The organism is Saccharopolyspora antimicrobica (genome assembly GCF_003635025.1).
Taxonomy (GTDB): Bacteria; Actinomycetota; Actinomycetes; order Mycobacteriales; family Pseudonocardiaceae; genus Saccharopolyspora; species Saccharopolyspora antimicrobica.
Genome location: NZ_RBXX01000002.1, coordinates 3,643,128 through 3,657,814 on the forward strand (window position 1 = coordinate 3,643,128; position 14,687 = coordinate 3,657,814).

Consider the following 14,687-nt stretch of genomic DNA (forward strand, 5'->3'; position numbering starts at 1 on the left):
GATGGCGTCCGAGGAAACCCTGATCGTCGACTGCGACACCGGCATCGACGACGCGCTGGCGCTGCTGTACCTGCTCGGTGATCCGGGCGTGCGGATCGGCGCGGTGACCACGGTGTTCGGCAACACCGATCCCGGCACGGCGGCGCTCAACACGCTGCGGGTGCTGGAGCTGGTCGGCCGGTCGGACATCCCGGTGGCCGTCGGCGCCGAGCACAACCGGCGCGGCAGCAGGCATCTCGCGCCGGACGTGCACGGCGCGGACGGCCTGGGCAACACCGACCTGCCGGCCCCCAGGACTTCGCCGATCGCGGAACCCGCCGCCGAGCTGATCGTGCGCATGGCGAGGGAGAACCCCGGCACCGTGCACCTGCTCGCGGTCGGCCCGCTGACGAACCTGGCCGCCGCGCTGCAGCTGGAGCCGGAACTGCCACGGCTGGTCAAGCACGTCACGATCATGGGCGGCGCGATGCTGCACCCGGGCAACGTCACGCCGGTCGCCGAGGCCAACATCAGCAACGACCCGGAAGCGGCGCGGATCGTGCTGCGGGCCGGCTGGCCGGTGACCCTGGTCCCGCTCGACGCCACCATGACCGAGGCGATCACCGAGGAGCAGCGGCGGCGACTGGCCGAGTTCGGCTCGCCGGTCACGACCTTCACCGCCGCGATCCTGGACCTGTACCTGGACTTCTACGCGCAGCACGCCTTCGGCGAGCGCAAGGCCGCCTGCCACGACCCGCTGGCCGCGGCGATCGCGGTGGGCGACGTCGAGCCGCTGCTGGCACCGGTCGTGCCCGTCGACGTGGAGACCGGCGACGGCCCGGCGCGCGGGATGACGATCGCGGACCTGCGCGGGCAGTACCGCGGCTTCCCGGAGAGCGGGGCGGCGGCGGTGCGGGTGGTCCTGGAGACGGACCGCGCCTTCGGCGACCGGCTGGTCGACCGGCTCTGCTCCGACGTGCCGAACCTGGGCGCGGCATAGCGTTTTCGCTGGTGGTGGCACGTGAGTGCTTTGGGCGCTGTAGCCGCCCCCAAAGCACTCACGGCACCTGACCGGCGCGGGTGGTGACTCAGCGGCCTTCGCACAGGGCGGTGTCGACGGCGGCGAGCACCGCTCGGAAGTTCCGCTCTGCGTTGTCCTCGTCGGCGGTGCCGGGCATCGCGGTGACCGCGACTGCGGCGGAGCGACCGTCGTCGGTGACGCCGCCGCGGGTCTCGTAGCCGAAGATGTCACCGCCGTGACCCCAGTACTCGCCACCGCAGGACAGCGGCGTCTTCGCCAGGCCGAGCCCGTACTCCCCGCCGTCCCACAGGTCGGCGGGCACGGTGGTGCGCATCTGCGCGAGCTGCTCGGCGGGCAGCAGCTTCCCGCCGAGCAGGGCGCTGTAGAACTCGTTCAGGTCGCCGTTGGTGCTGATCAGCGCACCGGCGGCCCAGGCCCAGCCCGGATCGATCTCGGTGGCGTCCACGACCTGGCCGTCCGCGGTGGCGGCGTAGCCGCGCGGGTGCGGACCCTGGACGGTCCGGTCCCCGATGCCGGGCCAGTAGGTGTCGCGCAGCCCGATCGGCCGGATCACCCGGTCCGTCACCTGCTCGGACACCGGGCGACCGGTGACCCGCTCGATCAGCAGCCCGGCCAGCACGTAGTTGGTGTTGCTGTACTCCCAGCGCTCACCGGGCGGGAAGCTCGCGGGGTGGGCGAGCGCGATGTCGAGCAGCTCCCGCGGCTGCATGTACCGGTCGCGCAGCGCCTCCAGGTCGTCGATGCCGAGGTGCGCGGTGTAGTTCGGCAATCCGCTGGTGTGCTGCAGGAGCTGGCGCACGGTGATCTGCCGCCCGTCCACGCCCTCGCCGCGGACGAGGCCGGGCAGGTAGTCCTCGATCGGCGAGTCGAGGCCGACCTTCCCCTCGGCGACCAGCTGCAGCACGACGACCGCGACGAACGCCTTGGTGTTGCTGCCCGCCCGGACCCGCCCGTCCAGCGGCGGCGGCTTCCGGCCGCCGAGCTCCGCGGTGCCCGCGACGTAGGACCGGGCCCGGTTGCCGACGCCCGTGGTGGCGAGCGCGGCGGGGAACTCCTCGTCGCGGACGAGCCCGTCCAGGCTCTGCTGGATCGCCGTGCGGTCACCGGTGGAAGCGATCGCGGGAACGATCGCGCCACCGGTCAGCAAGGTCGCGGCGGCCATCCCGGCGAGCAGTGTCCTCTTCATGTCGTCCTCCCTTTCGCTGCGTGCCGGCAAAGATTCGCAGCGGGAGCACGTGCCGGACGATGGCGCGGGAACCCCGGTCCGGGGTGTAGCCAGCGACACCTCCGACCGGCGGCGGAGGGAGCGCACTCCGGGGATTCCGTTGGATAGCCTTCGGGCGATGACGACTCCGAAGGAGCGGTTGCGCCCGGTCGACCTGGCCCGGGCGGCGGGCATCTCCACCCAGCAGGTCCGCAACTACCTGGACGACGGCGTGCTGCCGCCCGCGGAGCGCACGGAGGCCGGTTACCGCAGCTTCCGCCGGCGGCACCTGCGGGCGCTGCTCACCTACCGGGCGCTGGTCAGGGGATTCGGCATCGGAGCCGGGCAGGAGATCATGCGCGCGGTGCACGCGGACGAGCTGCCGAAGGCGCTGGAGCTGATCGACGCGGGGCATGCGGCCCTGCACGAGCAGCGCCGCAGCCTGGACCGGACGGCAGCGGCGCTGGAGGCGGTGGCGGAGCGGGTTCGTGCGCCGAAGGCGGATCTGCGCATCGGTGAACTGGCCGGTCAACTGGGAGTGCGGACTTCGGCGCTGCGCGTCTGGGAAGCCGAGGGGCTGCTGACGCCGGACCGGGAGCGGGGCACCGGATACCGCTGCTACCGCGCCGCCGACGTCCGCGACGCGCAGCTGATCAACATGCTCCGCCAGGGCCGCTACCCGCTCCCGCAGGTCCGCCACGTCCTGGCCGAGCTGCGCCGGACCGGCAGCCGCGACGCCTTGCGCGAAGCGATCGCCCAGCGCCGCGCGGAGATCACCGCCCGCGCCGGGGCGATGCTCGAAGCGGCGAGCCAACTGCACGCCTACACCACCGCGCCCGACGAGTAGTCCACTGAGGACCCCGATCGAGTTCCCGCGGTCCACCGCGGGAACTCGATCTCTTCGGGGGTACCCGGGCGCAGTCCACTGAGGACACAGGCACCGGGGTCGGGGCGGGGTCTGTGGCGGTGCCGCCGGATCAGGCGGGGACCGCGAGCCAGGTCGAGCGGCCGGCGTGCGTCGGCATCCAGCAGCCCGCGGCGGGCGAACCCATGTCCGGGGCGGGGTCGGCGAGACCCAGCAGCTCGTTGATCACGTCGCGCGCCGAGCCGTTGGTGCGCCACAGCACCTTGCTCGGGAACAGCACATCCGGTTCGTCGCCGGGGACCCGGGCCGCGTCGGCGTCGTTCTCCCCGAAGAGCTGCAGGATGTCGAAAACACCCCGGTGCACCCGGATGCCGACCACGGCGACCAGGCCACCGTCGGCATCACGCGGGTGCGCGAACTGGAAATCGCGCGCGACCAGCGCTTGCAGGCCGTTCGTAATGTCGTACATGGCGCCACCGATATCCGTCGTGCGGTTCGGGTTTCCGCTGCCGCGGAAAGTCCCGGTCCGTCAGGCGATCAGGTCGTCGAACTCGCCGTCCTTGGCCCCGTGCAGGAAGGCGGCGATCTCGTCCCGGCTGTAGACCAGTGCCGGTCCCTCCGGATAGCGGGAATTCCGGACCGCCACCCCACCATCGACCAGTGGTGCCAGTTCGACGCAGTTGCCCACTGCTCCGCTGTGGCGGCTCTTGCGCCACGCCGCGTTGGGCAGCTGCTTCGCGGGCATCCCGTTCTGGATGTTCGGCATCCGAACCCCCCGATTTCCCCGACTAACGCTGCACGACCATCTGCACGTGCAGTTGATCGTGCAGACAAGTTAGCAGGTGCAGATGCACGATTGAATGCACGTGCACGCCAGTGAGACGTTGATCACTGTGGTCTGGACCGCGTTACCTGTCGTGTGCTCGGTCGTTTGCGCGCGAGAGCATGCCTCGTGACCTGCGGTTTTTCCGCGCGCGACGAAGAGAGGTGCGAAGTCGGCTGCGCCGGGCGAGTGACCGGCGTGTCTAGAAATGGCCAGCGCGGGCCGGGTGCTCAGGCCTGCGCGAGGGCGGCTTTGAGCGTCTTGCGGGTCTGCTCCGGGGTCTGCGCGTCGACCGCGAGCCGGTGGCTGACCTTGCTGTAGACCTCGACCTCGTCCGGCTTGTCCAGGTACAGCGCGCCGCAGAGGTGTTCCAGGTAGACGATGTCCGGCAGCTCCGGTTCGGCGAAGCGCAGGATGGTGAACGCGCCCTCCGCGCCCGAGCGGCCCAGCTCGAACGGCAGGATCTGCAGCGTCACCGAGGCCAGGCTGGTCGCTTCGAGCAGGAACTCGATCTGCTCGCGCAGCACCTCGCGGCCGCCGATCGGGCGGTGCAGCACCGATTCGTCGATGACCGCCCACACCCGCGGCGCCTTCGGCTGGCTGAACAGCTTCTGCCGCTGCATCCGCAGCCGGACCCTGCGGTCCAGCTCGTCCTCGGTGAACTCCGGGCGGCCCTGGGTGGCCACCGCGCGGGCGTAGCCCTCGGTCTGCAGCAGGCCCGGCACGAACTGGATCTCGTAGGTCTGGATCCGGGAGGCCGATTCCTCCAGCCCGACGTAGTCCTGGAACCAGCCCGGCATCAGGTCGTTGTAGCGGTGCCACCAGCCCGGCTCGTTGGAGCGGCGGACCAGGTCCAAAAAGGACTCGCGCTCGGTGTCGTCGGAGATGCCGTAGAGCGTCAGCAGGTCCACGACGTCGCGTTCCTTGAAGCCGACCCGGCCGAGCTCCAGCCTGCTGATCTTCGAGCCGGAACCGCGGATCGCGTACCCGGCGTCCTCGCGGGAGATCCCGCTCGCCTCCCGCAACCGGCGCAGCTGACTGCCGAGCACGAGGCGGCGCGCAGTGGGACCGCTGCTCGTGGCGCTGTCCGGGGCCACGCGAGACCTCCTGGGGAATGGACACTACGACGACTAGTCGTGATCCGGCGGTGGAACGTTACGGGACGGCATAGTAGTGGAATCGGGCCGCAGGTCGAGCGCCTTGCCCGGATTGGACCAGCCTACCCGGCCGTAACCAGGTGAAATCGATCAAATACCCTGAGTATGTCGAGGCGCTGTCGATCGGGGGAGCTCATGACGCGGACCGGTGAGGCGATTCCCGGCGGAATCAACCCCGAGCGACCGAGCATCGCCAGGGTCTACGACGCCGTGCTGGGTGGCAAGGACAACTACGCGTCCGATCGGGCGGTGGCGGGCGAACTGCTCTCGGTCGCGCCGGGGCTCGGCGAGCTCGCCCGCGACAACAGGGCCTTCCTGGTGCGCGCCACCCGGTACCTGGCCGGGACGGTCGGGATCGACCAGTTCCTGGACTGCGGTGGCGGGCTGCCCACCGCGGACAACCTCCACCAGGTGGCGCAGCGCGCGAACCCGCACGCCACCGTGGTCTACGTCGACAACGACCCGATGGTGGTGGCGCATGGCCGGGCGCTGCTCACCGAGAACGAGGACGTCCGGTACGTGGCCGGTGATCTGGCCGATCCGGAGGCGCTGCTGGCCGATCCCGTCATCGCCCGCGGGCTCGACTGGTCGCGGCCGATCGCGCTGCTGCAGCTCTGCACCCTGCACCACCTGCCGGACGAAGTCAGGGTGGCGGAGCTGATGGCGCGCTACTTCGACGCGCTGCCGTCGGGTTCCTACCTGGTGCTGAGCCACCTGTTCCGGCCCGGTGCGGAAGACCCGGAGGCCGCGGAGCTGGCCGAGCGGCTGGAGCCGGTCTTCCTGCGCAGCGCGCTGGGCTCCGGCCGGTTCCGCACCCGCGAGGAGATCGCCGCCTGCTTCGCGGGCGCGGAACTCCTCGACCCGGGCCTGGTGACGCTGTCCGACTGGTGGCCGGACGGCCCGCGCGCGGAGCGGCCGGCACCGGCGCGGCGCCTCCTCCTCGGTGGCATCGCCCGGAAACCGTGAAGCTCTCGCCGAGGCTCGCCGCGATCGTCGAGGCGCTACCGCTGCGACCCGGGATGCGCGTCCTGGAGGTGGGCGGTGCGCCCGGTGCTGCCGCGCTGGCGGTGTGCGAGCGAATCGGCCCCGACGGCTACGTCCTGGTGATCGACCGCTCGGCGAAGGGCGTCGCGCTCACCGAGCGCAACGCCGCTTCGGCGATCGCGGGCGGACGTCTCGGCGTCCGGCAAGTGGCGGCGGAGGAATTCACCCTGCTGCCCGGCGAATCCGCCTTCGACCTGGCATTCGCCGTCCGGGTGGGCGCGTTCGACGGCCGCCACCCGGAGGCCGGTGCTGCGGCGCGGCGGCGGATCCGGGAAGCGCTCGTGCCGGGCGGGCGGCTCCTGATCGACGGTGGCTCGCCGCTTCGTGAAATCTCTCTGACGTGAGCTAGTGCTCGAAGGTCTCGACCGAGGTCGGGCCCGCGTGCCAGGTGGCGATCAGCGTGGAGGCGTCGTTCTCGGTGCTGAACTCCACGCGCAGCCAGCCGTCCGGGTGCTCCCAGGTCTGCACCGTGTAGCCGGGGCGCGGGGTGGCCGAGATCAGCGTCGCGCGTTCCGGGCGCACCGAGAGCACGACCGTGCCGCCGTCCACCTCGAAAGTGCGCACGTCAGCGGCGGCTTCGCTCTCCGGTGGGGGCTCGGCGACCTCGGTGACCTCGGTGATCTGAGTGTCCACTGTGGTCGGAAGCGGGGGTTCCGGCGTCGAGGTCCTGGGGACCGGGAGCGGAGTGCTCGGCGCCGGTGGTGCGACGACGGGACGGGCCGCCTTCGGCGGTGCCGGCTGGTCGAACACCGTGTCCTGGATGATGTCCCGGACGCCGAGCCAGGTCACCGTGACGGCGGCGGTGGTCGCCACCAGCCACACGCCGGCGTAGGTGAAGGCTCGATGCATTCGCACGGGAGCGCAATCTTCCACGTTCGCACCGACTTCGCGCAACCACCCGGCCCGACCGGCGACGTGGCGAGGTTCACCGGAGCACGAACCGGTACCACCGTCCCGTTATGGTGCCCGCCATGGCTGTGGTGCTGGTTGTCGAGGACGATCCGGTGGTGCGCGCTGCGTTGATCCGCGACCTGACTGCGCGTGACTGGGTGGTCCGCAGCGTCGGAACCGCGCTCGACTCGCTGCGGGAGGTTTCCGAGCACCCGCCCGACGTCATCATTCTCGACCTCGGGCTCCCGGACCTCGACGGCGGCGAGACCCTCAAGATGATCCGCGGCGTCTCCGACGTGCCGACCATCGTCGCGACCGCCCGCGACGACGAGACCGAGATCGTCCGCCTGCTGCGCGCCGGCGCCGACGACTACCTCGTCAAGCCGTTCTCCAGCGAACACCTCAACGCCCGCATCGAAGCGGTCCTGCGCCGCGCCCGCGGTGCGCAGCCGACGCAGCTGATCACCGTCGGCGGGCTGCGCATCGACGTCGAGAGCCGGGTGGCGGTGCTCGACGACGAGGAGCTGGAGCTGACCCGCCGCGAGTTCGACCTGCTCAGCTACCTGGCCTCGCGGCCGGGGCGGGTGGTGCCGCGCCGCGAGCTGCTGTCCCAGGTGTGGCGGCAGTCCTACGGCGACGACCAGACCATCGACGTCCACCTGTCCTGGCTGCGCCGCAAGCTGGGGGAGAGCGCCGCCGAACCGCGCTACCTGCACACCGTGCGCGGCGTCGGGGTCAAGCTCGTGGAACCGGAATGAGGCGCACCGTCGTCCTGGTCGCGCTGGCGGTGACCTCGATGGTCGCGCTGGCGTTCCTCATCCCGCTCGGCCTGATGATCCGCGAGATGGCCCGGGACCAGGCGATGTCCGACGCCGAGCGGCAGGCCGTCGCGCTCGCGCCGGTGCTGGCCACCACGGACGACCGCGGGCTGGTCGGCAAGGCGGTGGCCAGCACCCGGGCCGGTCAGCTGAACCGGCTCGTGGTGCACCTGCCGGACGGCGCGGTCGTCGGCACCACCCGGGTGAGCGCGGCCGAGCTGGCGCAGGCCCGCGCGCGGGCCGCGACCATCGAGGTGCCGGGCGGCGCGGCGTTCGTGCAGCCGATCGCGCTGGACGGCGGGCGCACGGCGGTGGTCGAGGTCTTCGTCGCGGAGGCCGACCAGGTCCGCGGCGTGTGGCGGTCCTGGCTGGTGCTGGGTGCGGTCGGGTTGCTGCTGGTCATCGGCTCCCTGCTGGTCGCCGACCGGTTGGCGGCGCAGACGGTGCGCGCGACGATCCGGCTGGCCGATGCCTCGTCGGCGCTGGGCGCGGGAGACCTCGGCGTCCGGGTGGATCCCAGCGGCCCGCCGGAACTGGTGGCCGCGGGCCAGGCGTTCAACACCATGGCCGACCGGGTGCGCCAGCTGCTGGCCGCCGAGCGGGAGATGGCGGCGGATCTCTCGCACCGCCTGCGCACCCCGCTGACCGCGTTGCGCCTCAACGCCGAAGCGCTCGGCGACGACCAGGCCGCCGAGCAGACCAGGATCGCCATCGACCGCCTGGAGCGCGAGGTGGACCTGGTGATCACCAGCGCCCGCCGGGCCGGTCCGGGCGAGGACGCCGATTGCGACGTGGCGGCGCTGCTGCGCGAGCGGCTCGAATTCTGGTCGGCGCTGGCCGAGGACCAGCAGCGGCCGTGGAGCCTGCGCGGCGCGGACGGATCGGTCAGCGTCCCGGTGCCCGCCACGGAGCTGGCGGCGTCGGTGGACGCAGTGGTGGGCAACGTCTTCCGGCACACTCCGGAGCGCACCGAGTTCGTGGTGTCCTTGCAGTGCAACGACGGTGTGGTCGGCGTGATCGTGGAGGACGCGGGGCCGGGAGTGGCGGAGCTCTCCGGGGCGGTGGAACGCGGTCGCAGCAGCGCCGGATCGACCGGCCTGGGCCTGGACATCGCCCGCCGGGTCGCGGAGTCCACCGGCGGCCGCCTCGCGGTGGACCGCTCCAGCCTCGGCGGCGCCCGGGTCTGCATGTGGCTCTGGCAGCGCCCGGCGGCACCGAGGCCGAACCGCCGCCGGGACCGCCGTCGCGCCCGCCCGATCAGATGAGCGGCGAAGGGCGACTCGCCCGGAGGTGCCCTTCACCTCGGAAAAGATCATCCGGGCGGGTGGTGACCGCGTGAGCGGATCGTCGGGGCCGGTGGTTACCCTCGCGGGCGTGCTGACTGTGTCGAGCGTGAACGTCAACGGCCTGCGCGCGGCCGCCAAGAAGGGTTTCGTGGAGTGGCTGGCTGCCACCGGTGCCGATGTCATCTGCATGCAGGAGACGCGCGCGGAGCCCGACCAGCTCACCGCCGCCGTCCGAGAACCCGAGGGCTGGCACACGCTGCTCGCGCCGAGCTCCGCGAAGGGCCGTGCCGGGGTGGCGATCTACAGCCGGACCGAGCCCGAGGCGGTGCGCACCGGTTTCGGCTCGGCGGAGTTCGACGAGAGCGGCCGGTACGCCGAGATCGACCTGCCGGGGCTGGTGATCGGCAGCCTGTACCTGCCCAGCGGCGAGGTCGGCACCGAGCGGCAGGACGAGAAGGAACGCTTCATGAAGGAGTTCCGGCAGTACCTGGACGGACTCCGCGAGCGCGCCGCCGCCGACGGTCGCGAGGTGCTGGTGTGCGGTGACTGGAACATCGCGCACCAGGAGATCGACCTGAAGAACTGGAAGGCCAACCGGAAGGAAGCGGGTTTCCTCCCGGAGGAGCGCGCCTGGCTGACCGACCTGTACGAGAGCGGCTACACCGACGTGGTCCGCCACCTCCACCCGGAGGGCCCCGGCCCGTACTCCTGGTGGTCCTACCGCGGCAAGGCCTTCGACAACGACTCCGGCTGGCGCATCGACCTCCACGTGGCCACCGACGGCCTGCTGCAGTGCGCGACCGAGGCGGTGGTGGAGCGGGCCGAGACCTACGACCAGCGCTGGTCCGACCACGCCCCGGTCACCGTGACCTACCAGCTCTGACCGGGCACGGTCGAACCTGGAGGTGGTGATCGTGCATGAGCTGGTGGCTGCGAAGCAGGGCGAGATCGACGAGCTCTGCCGCATGCTCTCGGTGCGCCGCCTCGATCTGTTCGGGTCGGCTCTGGGTGACTCGTTCGATACCGAAACCAGCGACGTCGACGTGCTCGTCGAGTTCGACGTCGGCCCGGGGTTCGACTACTTCGGTGTTTACTTCGATCTGAAAGAGGGACTTGAGCGGATCCTTGATCGCCCGGTGGACCTGGTGAGCATCACGAGCATCCGCAATCCCTTCTTCAAACAGCGGGTTCTGGACAGGGAACTCCTCTATGCAGCGTGATGCTCGTGCTTGCTTGTGGGACGCCCTCCACGCCGCAGAGCTGGCTGGACGAGTTCAGCAAGGGCGAGGACTTCGCCGACTACCAGGCCAACGCGACGTTCGGGTCCGCCGTCGAGCGGCATTTCGAGATCATCGGCGAGGCTCTGAACCAGTTGTCCAGAGTGGATTCGGATATTGCTTCGCGAATTCCTGACCTCGGGCGCATCGTCGCTTTCCGCAACATCCTCATCCACGGGTACGCAACGGTTGACGATGCGTTGGTCTGGCAGGTTCTCACCGAGAGGTTGCCAGGACTGACCGCCGCTCTGCAGCGGTTGCTGTCGCGTAGGCGGAGCTGTCAGCGCTTCTGGTAGGTCAGGTGGACGACTCCGCCGGGGACGGGTTCGGCGCTGGTCAGGTCGAACCGCTCCGGGCTGAATTCCCCGTCGAACAGGGGGATTCCGGCGCCGGCGACGACCGGGTTGAGCTTGATGATCAGCTCGTCGATCTCCGGGCGCAGGGCTGCCGCCAGCTTCGCGCCGCCGACCAGCCAGATCTTCTTGCCCGGCCGGGCTTTGAGCTCGCGGATCTTCTCGACCGGGTCCGTCGCGACCAGTCGCACTCCGGGATCCGGGCTCTCGGTCAGCGTTCGCGAGAACACGTAGTGCTCCAGGTGCGCGTAGGCGTTGGTGATGCCCGCCCGCAACCCGACTTCGTAGGACCTCCGCCCTTCCACGACGGTGTCGAAGTGCCGGTGCTCGGCGTCGGCGATGCCGAGTGCTTCGCGCGCGTGGGTCGGCACGATCTCCGGGAACGCGGCGAGCATGTGCGGCAAGTACTCCGGGGCGGGCACCATGAGCCCGTCGCTGCTCGGGTCCGAGCGGTCGGGCGAGGCGATGAAGCCGTCGATGGTCGCCGCGGCCAGGTAGGTGAGCTTTCGCAATGTCTTCTCCGTTCAGCGCTTGGCGTAGGTCAGGTAGATGACGCCGTTGTCGAAGACCCGGGTGTGGGTCAGGTCGAACTGCTCGGGGCTGAATTCGCCGTCGAACAACGGGATTCCGGCCCCGGCGACGATCGGGTGGAGCTTGATTACCAGCTCGTCGATCTCCGGGCGCAGGGTTGCCGCGAGCTTTCCGCCGCCGCAGAGCCAGATGCCCATGCCGTCTTCCCGCTTGAGCTCGCGCACCTTCTCCAGCGGGTCGGTGGCGACGAATTCCACCGTGGGATCGGTGCTTTCGTCGACGGTGCGGGTGAACACGATGTTGCGCAGGTGCTGGTAGGCGTTCGTCATGCCGTCGCCCACGCCCATCTCCCAGGTGCCGCGCCCCTGCAGGACGGTGTCGAAGTGCTTGTTCGGCACGCCTTCGAGACCGAGCAGCGGGCGGAAGTGCGTCGGCATGATCTCCGGGTACTCCTCGCGGGTCGGTTGGGCGTGGTCGCCCTCGATCAGGAAGAAGTCCGGGTTGTCCCCGGCCGGTCCGGTGATGAAGCCGTCGATGGTCGAGGCGATCAGGTAGGTGAGCTTCCGCATGGATCCCTCCGGTGAACCACTGCGTCCGTAGTGCTTCAAATGTAGTACTCTGGGCGTAGTGGTTGTCAACCGGCATTTTTGGAGGGGCCATGGTCCAGAACACCGAACGGCGGATCGCGCTGGTCGACGCGGCGATCGAAGTGCTGGCGCGGGACGGCGCGCGCGGCCTGACCTTCCGCGCGGTGGACGCCGAAGCGGGCGTGCCGAAGGGCACCGCGTCGAACTACTTCGCCAACCGGGACGACCTGCTCAACCAGGTCGGCGCGCACATCCACCGGAAGCTGGCGCTCGACCCGGCGGAACCGGCGGCGGCGCAGCTGCCGCCGTCACGCGAACTCCTCACCGAGCTGATGCGCGCGCTCTACCGCCTGATCTCCGAGGACCGCACCGGCTGGCTGGCGCTGCTGGAGCTCCGCCTGGAGGCCACCCGCCGGCCGGAACTCCAGGCGGAGCTGACGAAAACCCTGCGCGAGAACCTGAACCTCAACATCGAAGGCCACCGCGAGTCCGGCATGCCCGGCGACGAGATGACCACGGTGCTGCTCTACTACGCGATGTCCGGCCTGATCCTGGAGTACCTGACGGTCCCCGGAGTCCTGTCGGCCTACGACGAGGACGCCCTGATCGAAACCTTCGTCATCCGCTCGGTCGGAACCTGACTCAAAGGTTCAGCACCTTCGGGTACTCGGTACGATTGTCCCTGCCCTGCAGCAGGTTCCGCGCTCGAAGCAGGTGGTTCGTCGCGGCGATCTCTATCTCGAACGCGTCCACCGACGGCTGCGCGTCGAGGTGCCGGGTCGACCAGTCGGCTACCTGGGCCCAGGAGTACAGCGCCCAGCCATCGCCGGACAGGGCTGACGGGAATCCTCCCGGCCCGCGACGGGCAGTTGCCAGCAGGCGAACGCTTTCGTAGCTTCGGCCCAGTCGGTCCGCGATGGTGCGGAGGGAGACCAGGTCATCGGTCTGCACGCCCTCCACCCGGAATCCGGCGCGTTCGGCATCCTCGATCGCCGTGATCAGGGCGCGGGCCAGTGTTGGGGATTCCCTGGTGAAGTCCAGCAGCGTCGTGCCGTTGCGGACTTCGACGACGGCGTCGTCGCACCCGGCCTCGAACAGCGCGTCGTACTCCTCGTCGTTGGGGGCCCGGTCGAGTATCAGGGTGAACTCGTGGCTGTTCATGAACACTCCTGGTGGCGGCTGCGGAACCTGTGTATCTTCGCGGCGTCGTTCTCCGGCACGCGGGGCGTGCACCAGACGGATATCCTCTCCTTGCAGGGCATGCAGACGATGGCACCCCAGCGATGGCCGGTGTGTCGTTCGATCACGACGAATCCGTCTTCCTCGGCCTCTTAGATCGCCTTTGCGATCTCCTTCTTCGGGTGCCGCCCGCTGCTGATCATGTTGCGAGTGTGCAACACCGCGTTGTGCGTGTACAACGCTCGATCGGGCGGTTCCAGGGTCAGCGGGCGATGAGGTCGTTGAGCGGGGTGTCCGGGTCGGCGAGGGTTGCCGGGTCGACCGTGGTTCCCGAGGTGATCAGGGTTCTCAGCTGGTCCTGGACGTCCCAGACGTTCACGTTCATCCCGGCCACGACCCGGCCGCCGTTCAGCCAGAAGGCGATGAACTCGCGGGCCGCCACGTCGCCGCGGAAGACCACCTGCTCGTAGCCGCCCGGCTCGACGTAGCCGAGGAACTCCATGCCGATCCCGCCCGCATCGGGGGCGTACTGGTCGGTGAAGAAGTAGGGGAGTTCCGAGTACTCCGCGTCGCGGCCCAGCATCGCGGCCGCCGCGGTCGCCGGCTGGTTCAGCGCGTTCGCCCAGTGCTCGACGCGGATCTGCTTGCCCAGCAGCGGGTTGAAGGCGTTGGCCACGTCGCCCGCCGCCACGATGTTCGGGTCCGGGGTGCGCAGCGAGGCGTCCACCAGGATTCCGTTCTGCACCCGGAGCCCGGCCTGCTGGGCGAGCTCGACGTCCGGGTCCACGCCCACCGCGACCAGCACCGCATCCGCCGGGACCTCGGCGCCGTCGGTCAGCCGGACGCCGGTCGTGCGGCCACCGCTGGTGCGGATCTCGTCGACCGCGGTGCCGAACCGGAACTCCACGCCGTGCGCCCGGTGCAGGTCGGCGAACACCTGCGCGACCTCGGGGCCGAGCACGCGCAGCAGCGGCAGTTCGGCCGTCTCGACGATCGTCACGGCCACTCCGGCGGCGCGGGCCGCGGCCGCGACCTCCAGGCCGATCCAGCCCGCGCCGACCACGACGAGCCGGTCGACCTCGGCCAGGGTCCGCTTGATCCGGTCGGAGTCCTCGACGCGCCGCAGGTGCAGCACGCCCTCGGCTTCGATGCCGGGCACCGGCAGCGATCGCGGGTGCGCTCCGGTGGTGATCAGCAGCTTGTCGAAGTCGATCCGGGTGTCGTCGGCCAGCTCGACCTGCCGCAGCGACCGGTCGATCCGCCGCACCGACACCTGGAGCTGGAGGTCCACCCGGTTGTCGGCGTACCAGCCCTCGTCGTGCACGTAGGCCGCGTCGAAGCCGGTGTTGCCCAGCAGGTACTCCTTGGACAGCGGAGGCCGTTCGTAGGGCCGGTGCGGTTCGTCGCCGAGCAGCGTGATCCGCCCGTCGAACCCCAGCGCCCGCAACGCCTCGGCGCCCTTGGCACCGGCCATCCCGGCGCCCACGATCACGAACCGCTCCGAATCCGCCACGACGACCTCGCTCCCCACCGGTTCCGCGCTCCGGTCGAGCGTCCGTCCCCGGCTTCTCCCGGGCAACCTGGCGAAAAGCACGGAGGGCACCTCCGCCCGGCCGGAACCGGTCGGAGATGCCCTCCGGCATCACCTGTT

19 protein-coding genes are annotated in these 14,687 nt (G+C 70.4%); 10 read left to right on the top strand and 9 right to left on the bottom strand.

The window, feature by feature from the left end:
• The first annotated feature begins 1 nt into the window (after nucleotide 1).
• Complete coding sequence (locus tag ATL45_RS17805; RefSeq protein WP_093157309.1) at nucleotides 2-979, top strand: nucleoside hydrolase; 978 nt, start codon at nucleotides 2-4, stop codon at nucleotides 977-979.
• 88 nt (nucleotides 980-1,067) lie between these two features.
• Here ATL45_RS17805 and ATL45_RS17810 read toward each other — a convergent pair whose 3' ends face one another.
• On the bottom strand, nucleotides 1,068-2,207 hold the full coding sequence (locus ATL45_RS17810) for a serine hydrolase domain-containing protein (protein WP_093157308.1): 1,140 nt from the start codon (nucleotides 2,205-2,207) through the stop codon (nucleotides 1,068-1,070).
• A gap of 157 nt (nucleotides 2,208-2,364) precedes the next feature.
• Here ATL45_RS17810 and ATL45_RS17815 point away from each other — a divergent pair, with 157 nt between their 5' ends.
• Nucleotides 2,365-3,072, top strand: coding sequence for a MerR family transcriptional regulator (locus tag ATL45_RS17815; protein WP_093157306.1), 708 nt, complete (start codon nucleotides 2,365-2,367; stop codon nucleotides 3,070-3,072).
• A gap of 130 nt (nucleotides 3,073-3,202) precedes the next feature.
• On the opposite strand, the gene ATL45_RS17820 is transcribed toward ATL45_RS17815, so the two are convergent.
• From ATL45_RS17820 to ATL45_RS17830, 3 genes are all read right to left on the bottom strand, one after another.
• Nucleotides 3,203-3,559, bottom strand: coding sequence for a hypothetical protein (locus ATL45_RS17820; protein ID WP_093157305.1), 357 nt, complete (start codon nucleotides 3,557-3,559; stop codon nucleotides 3,203-3,205).
• A gap of 60 nt (nucleotides 3,560-3,619) precedes the next feature.
• Nucleotides 3,620-3,856: a DUF397 domain-containing protein gene (locus ATL45_RS17825; protein WP_093157303.1), complete on the bottom strand. Its 237-nt coding sequence runs from the start codon at nucleotides 3,854-3,856 to the stop codon at nucleotides 3,620-3,622.
• A gap of 287 nt (nucleotides 3,857-4,143) precedes the next feature.
• Nucleotides 4,144-5,010, bottom strand: coding sequence for a Sco1979 family transcriptional regulator (locus ATL45_RS17830; protein ID WP_093157302.1), 867 nt, complete (start codon nucleotides 5,008-5,010; stop codon nucleotides 4,144-4,146).
• 195 nt (nucleotides 5,011-5,205) lie between these two features.
• Between ATL45_RS17830 and ATL45_RS17835 the strand changes: the two genes are divergently transcribed.
• Together ATL45_RS17835 and ATL45_RS17840 are read left to right on the top strand one after the other, a co-directional pair.
• On the top strand, nucleotides 5,206-6,036 hold the full coding sequence (locus ATL45_RS17835; RefSeq protein WP_093157300.1) for an SAM-dependent methyltransferase: 831 nt from the start codon (nucleotides 5,206-5,208) through the stop codon (nucleotides 6,034-6,036).
• Nucleotides 6,033-6,458, top strand: coding sequence for a methyltransferase domain-containing protein (locus tag ATL45_RS17840; protein ID WP_093157299.1), 426 nt, complete (start codon nucleotides 6,033-6,035; stop codon nucleotides 6,456-6,458). The genes ATL45_RS17835 and ATL45_RS17840 overlap by 4 nt, the downstream gene beginning before the upstream one ends.
• A 1-nt stretch (nucleotide 6,459) precedes the next feature.
• Here ATL45_RS17840 and ATL45_RS17845 read toward each other — a convergent pair whose 3' ends face one another.
• Complete coding sequence (locus tag ATL45_RS17845; RefSeq protein ID WP_093157297.1) at nucleotides 6,460-6,969, bottom strand: hypothetical protein; 510 nt, start codon at nucleotides 6,967-6,969, stop codon at nucleotides 6,460-6,462.
• Between the two features lie 116 nt (nucleotides 6,970-7,085).
• On the opposite strand from ATL45_RS17845, the gene ATL45_RS17850 reads away from it, so the two are divergent.
• From ATL45_RS17850 to ATL45_RS17870, 5 genes are all read left to right on the top strand, one after another.
• Nucleotides 7,086-7,763 (top strand): response regulator transcription factor, encoded by a 678-nt coding sequence (locus ATL45_RS17850; RefSeq protein ID WP_093157383.1) that lies wholly within the window; start codon nucleotides 7,086-7,088, stop codon nucleotides 7,761-7,763.
• The gene (locus ATL45_RS17855; protein WP_093157296.1) at nucleotides 7,760-9,088 is read left to right on the top strand and encodes a sensor histidine kinase; all 1,329 of its coding nucleotides are present in this window, start codon (nucleotides 7,760-7,762) and stop codon (nucleotides 9,086-9,088) included. The genes ATL45_RS17850 and ATL45_RS17855 overlap by 4 nt, the downstream gene beginning before the upstream one ends.
• A 109-nt stretch (nucleotides 9,089-9,197) precedes the next feature.
• Nucleotides 9,198-9,992 (top strand): exodeoxyribonuclease III, encoded by a 795-nt coding sequence (locus tag ATL45_RS17860; protein ID WP_093157381.1) that lies wholly within the window; start codon nucleotides 9,198-9,200, stop codon nucleotides 9,990-9,992.
• A gap of 31 nt (nucleotides 9,993-10,023) precedes the next feature.
• The gene (locus tag ATL45_RS17865) at nucleotides 10,024-10,329 is read left to right on the top strand and encodes a nucleotidyltransferase family protein (RefSeq protein ID WP_093157378.1); all 306 of its coding nucleotides are present in this window, start codon (nucleotides 10,024-10,026) and stop codon (nucleotides 10,327-10,329) included.
• Nucleotides 10,329-10,682 (top strand): HepT-like ribonuclease domain-containing protein, encoded by a 354-nt coding sequence (locus ATL45_RS17870; RefSeq protein ID WP_093157380.1) that lies wholly within the window; start codon nucleotides 10,329-10,331, stop codon nucleotides 10,680-10,682. Before ATL45_RS17865 ends, ATL45_RS17870 begins: the two co-directional genes overlap by 1 nt.
• Here the strand turns inward: ATL45_RS17870 and ATL45_RS17875 are convergent.
• On the bottom strand, nucleotides 10,667-11,251 hold the full coding sequence (locus tag ATL45_RS17875) for a dihydrofolate reductase family protein (protein WP_093157294.1): 585 nt from the start codon (nucleotides 11,249-11,251) through the stop codon (nucleotides 10,667-10,669). The genes ATL45_RS17870 and ATL45_RS17875 overlap by 16 nt on opposite strands.
• 12 nt (nucleotides 11,252-11,263) lie before the next feature.
• Nucleotides 11,264-11,839: a dihydrofolate reductase family protein gene (locus ATL45_RS17880; protein ID WP_093157293.1), complete on the bottom strand. Its 576-nt coding sequence runs from the start codon at nucleotides 11,837-11,839 to the stop codon at nucleotides 11,264-11,266.
• A gap of 89 nt (nucleotides 11,840-11,928) precedes the next feature.
• On the opposite strand from ATL45_RS17880, the gene ATL45_RS17885 reads away from it, so the two are divergent.
• Nucleotides 11,929-12,498, top strand: a complete 570-nt coding sequence (locus ATL45_RS17885; RefSeq protein WP_093157291.1) for a TetR/AcrR family transcriptional regulator — start codon at nucleotides 11,929-11,931, stop codon at nucleotides 12,496-12,498.
• 1 nt (nucleotide 12,499) lies between these two features.
• Here the strand turns inward: ATL45_RS17885 and ATL45_RS17890 are convergent, their stop codons facing one another.
• Together ATL45_RS17890 and ATL45_RS17895 are read right to left on the bottom strand one after the other, a co-directional pair.
• Nucleotides 12,500-13,018: a hypothetical protein gene (locus tag ATL45_RS17890; protein ID WP_093157290.1), complete on the bottom strand. Its 519-nt coding sequence runs from the start codon at nucleotides 13,016-13,018 to the stop codon at nucleotides 12,500-12,502.
• 280 nt (nucleotides 13,019-13,298) lie between these two features.
• Entirely contained in the window at nucleotides 13,299-14,567 is a 1,269-nt protein-coding gene (locus tag ATL45_RS17895; RefSeq protein ID WP_256258557.1) for an NAD(P)/FAD-dependent oxidoreductase, read from the bottom strand.
• Nucleotides 14,568-14,687 lie beyond the last annotated feature (120 nt).

What these genes read in the sequence shown, in the direction of transcription:
- ATL45_RS17850 (WP_093157383.1), top strand. Translation starts at nt 7,086, where the DNA reads ATGGCTGTGGTGCTGGTTGTCGAGGACGATCCGGTGGTGCGCGCTGCG.
- ATL45_RS17855 (WP_093157296.1), top strand. Translation starts at nt 7,760, where the DNA reads ATGAGGCGCACCGTCGTCCTGGTCGCGCTGGCGGTGACCTCGATGGTC.
- ATL45_RS17805 (WP_093157309.1), top strand. Translation starts at nt 2, where the DNA reads ATGGCGTCCGAGGAAACCCTGATCGTCGACTGCGACACCGGCATCGAC.
- ATL45_RS17815 (WP_093157306.1), top strand. Translation starts at nt 2,365, where the DNA reads ATGACGACTCCGAAGGAGCGGTTGCGCCCGGTCGACCTGGCCCGGGCG.
- ATL45_RS17835 (WP_093157300.1), top strand. Translation starts at nt 5,206, where the DNA reads ATGACGCGGACCGGTGAGGCGATTCCCGGCGGAATCAACCCCGAGCGA.
- ATL45_RS17820 (WP_093157305.1), bottom strand. Translation starts at nt 3,559, where the DNA reads ATGTACGACATTACGAACGGCCTGCAAGCGCTGGTCGCGCGCGATTTC.
- ATL45_RS17885 (WP_093157291.1), top strand. Translation starts at nt 11,929, where the DNA reads ATGGTCCAGAACACCGAACGGCGGATCGCGCTGGTCGACGCGGCGATC.
- ATL45_RS17890 (WP_093157290.1), bottom strand. Translation starts at nt 13,018, where the DNA reads ATGAACAGCCACGAGTTCACCCTGATACTCGACCGGGCCCCCAACGAC.
- ATL45_RS17880 (WP_093157293.1), bottom strand. Translation starts at nt 11,839, where the DNA reads ATGCGGAAGCTCACCTACCTGATCGCCTCGACCATCGACGGCTTCATC.
- ATL45_RS17810 (WP_093157308.1), bottom strand. Translation starts at nt 2,207, where the DNA reads ATGAAGAGGACACTGCTCGCCGGGATGGCCGCCGCGACCTTGCTGACC.
- ATL45_RS17870 (WP_093157380.1), top strand. Translation starts at nt 10,329, where the DNA reads ATGCTCGTGCTTGCTTGTGGGACGCCCTCCACGCCGCAGAGCTGGCTG.
- ATL45_RS17825 (WP_093157303.1), bottom strand. Translation starts at nt 3,856, where the DNA reads ATGCCGAACATCCAGAACGGGATGCCCGCGAAGCAGCTGCCCAACGCG.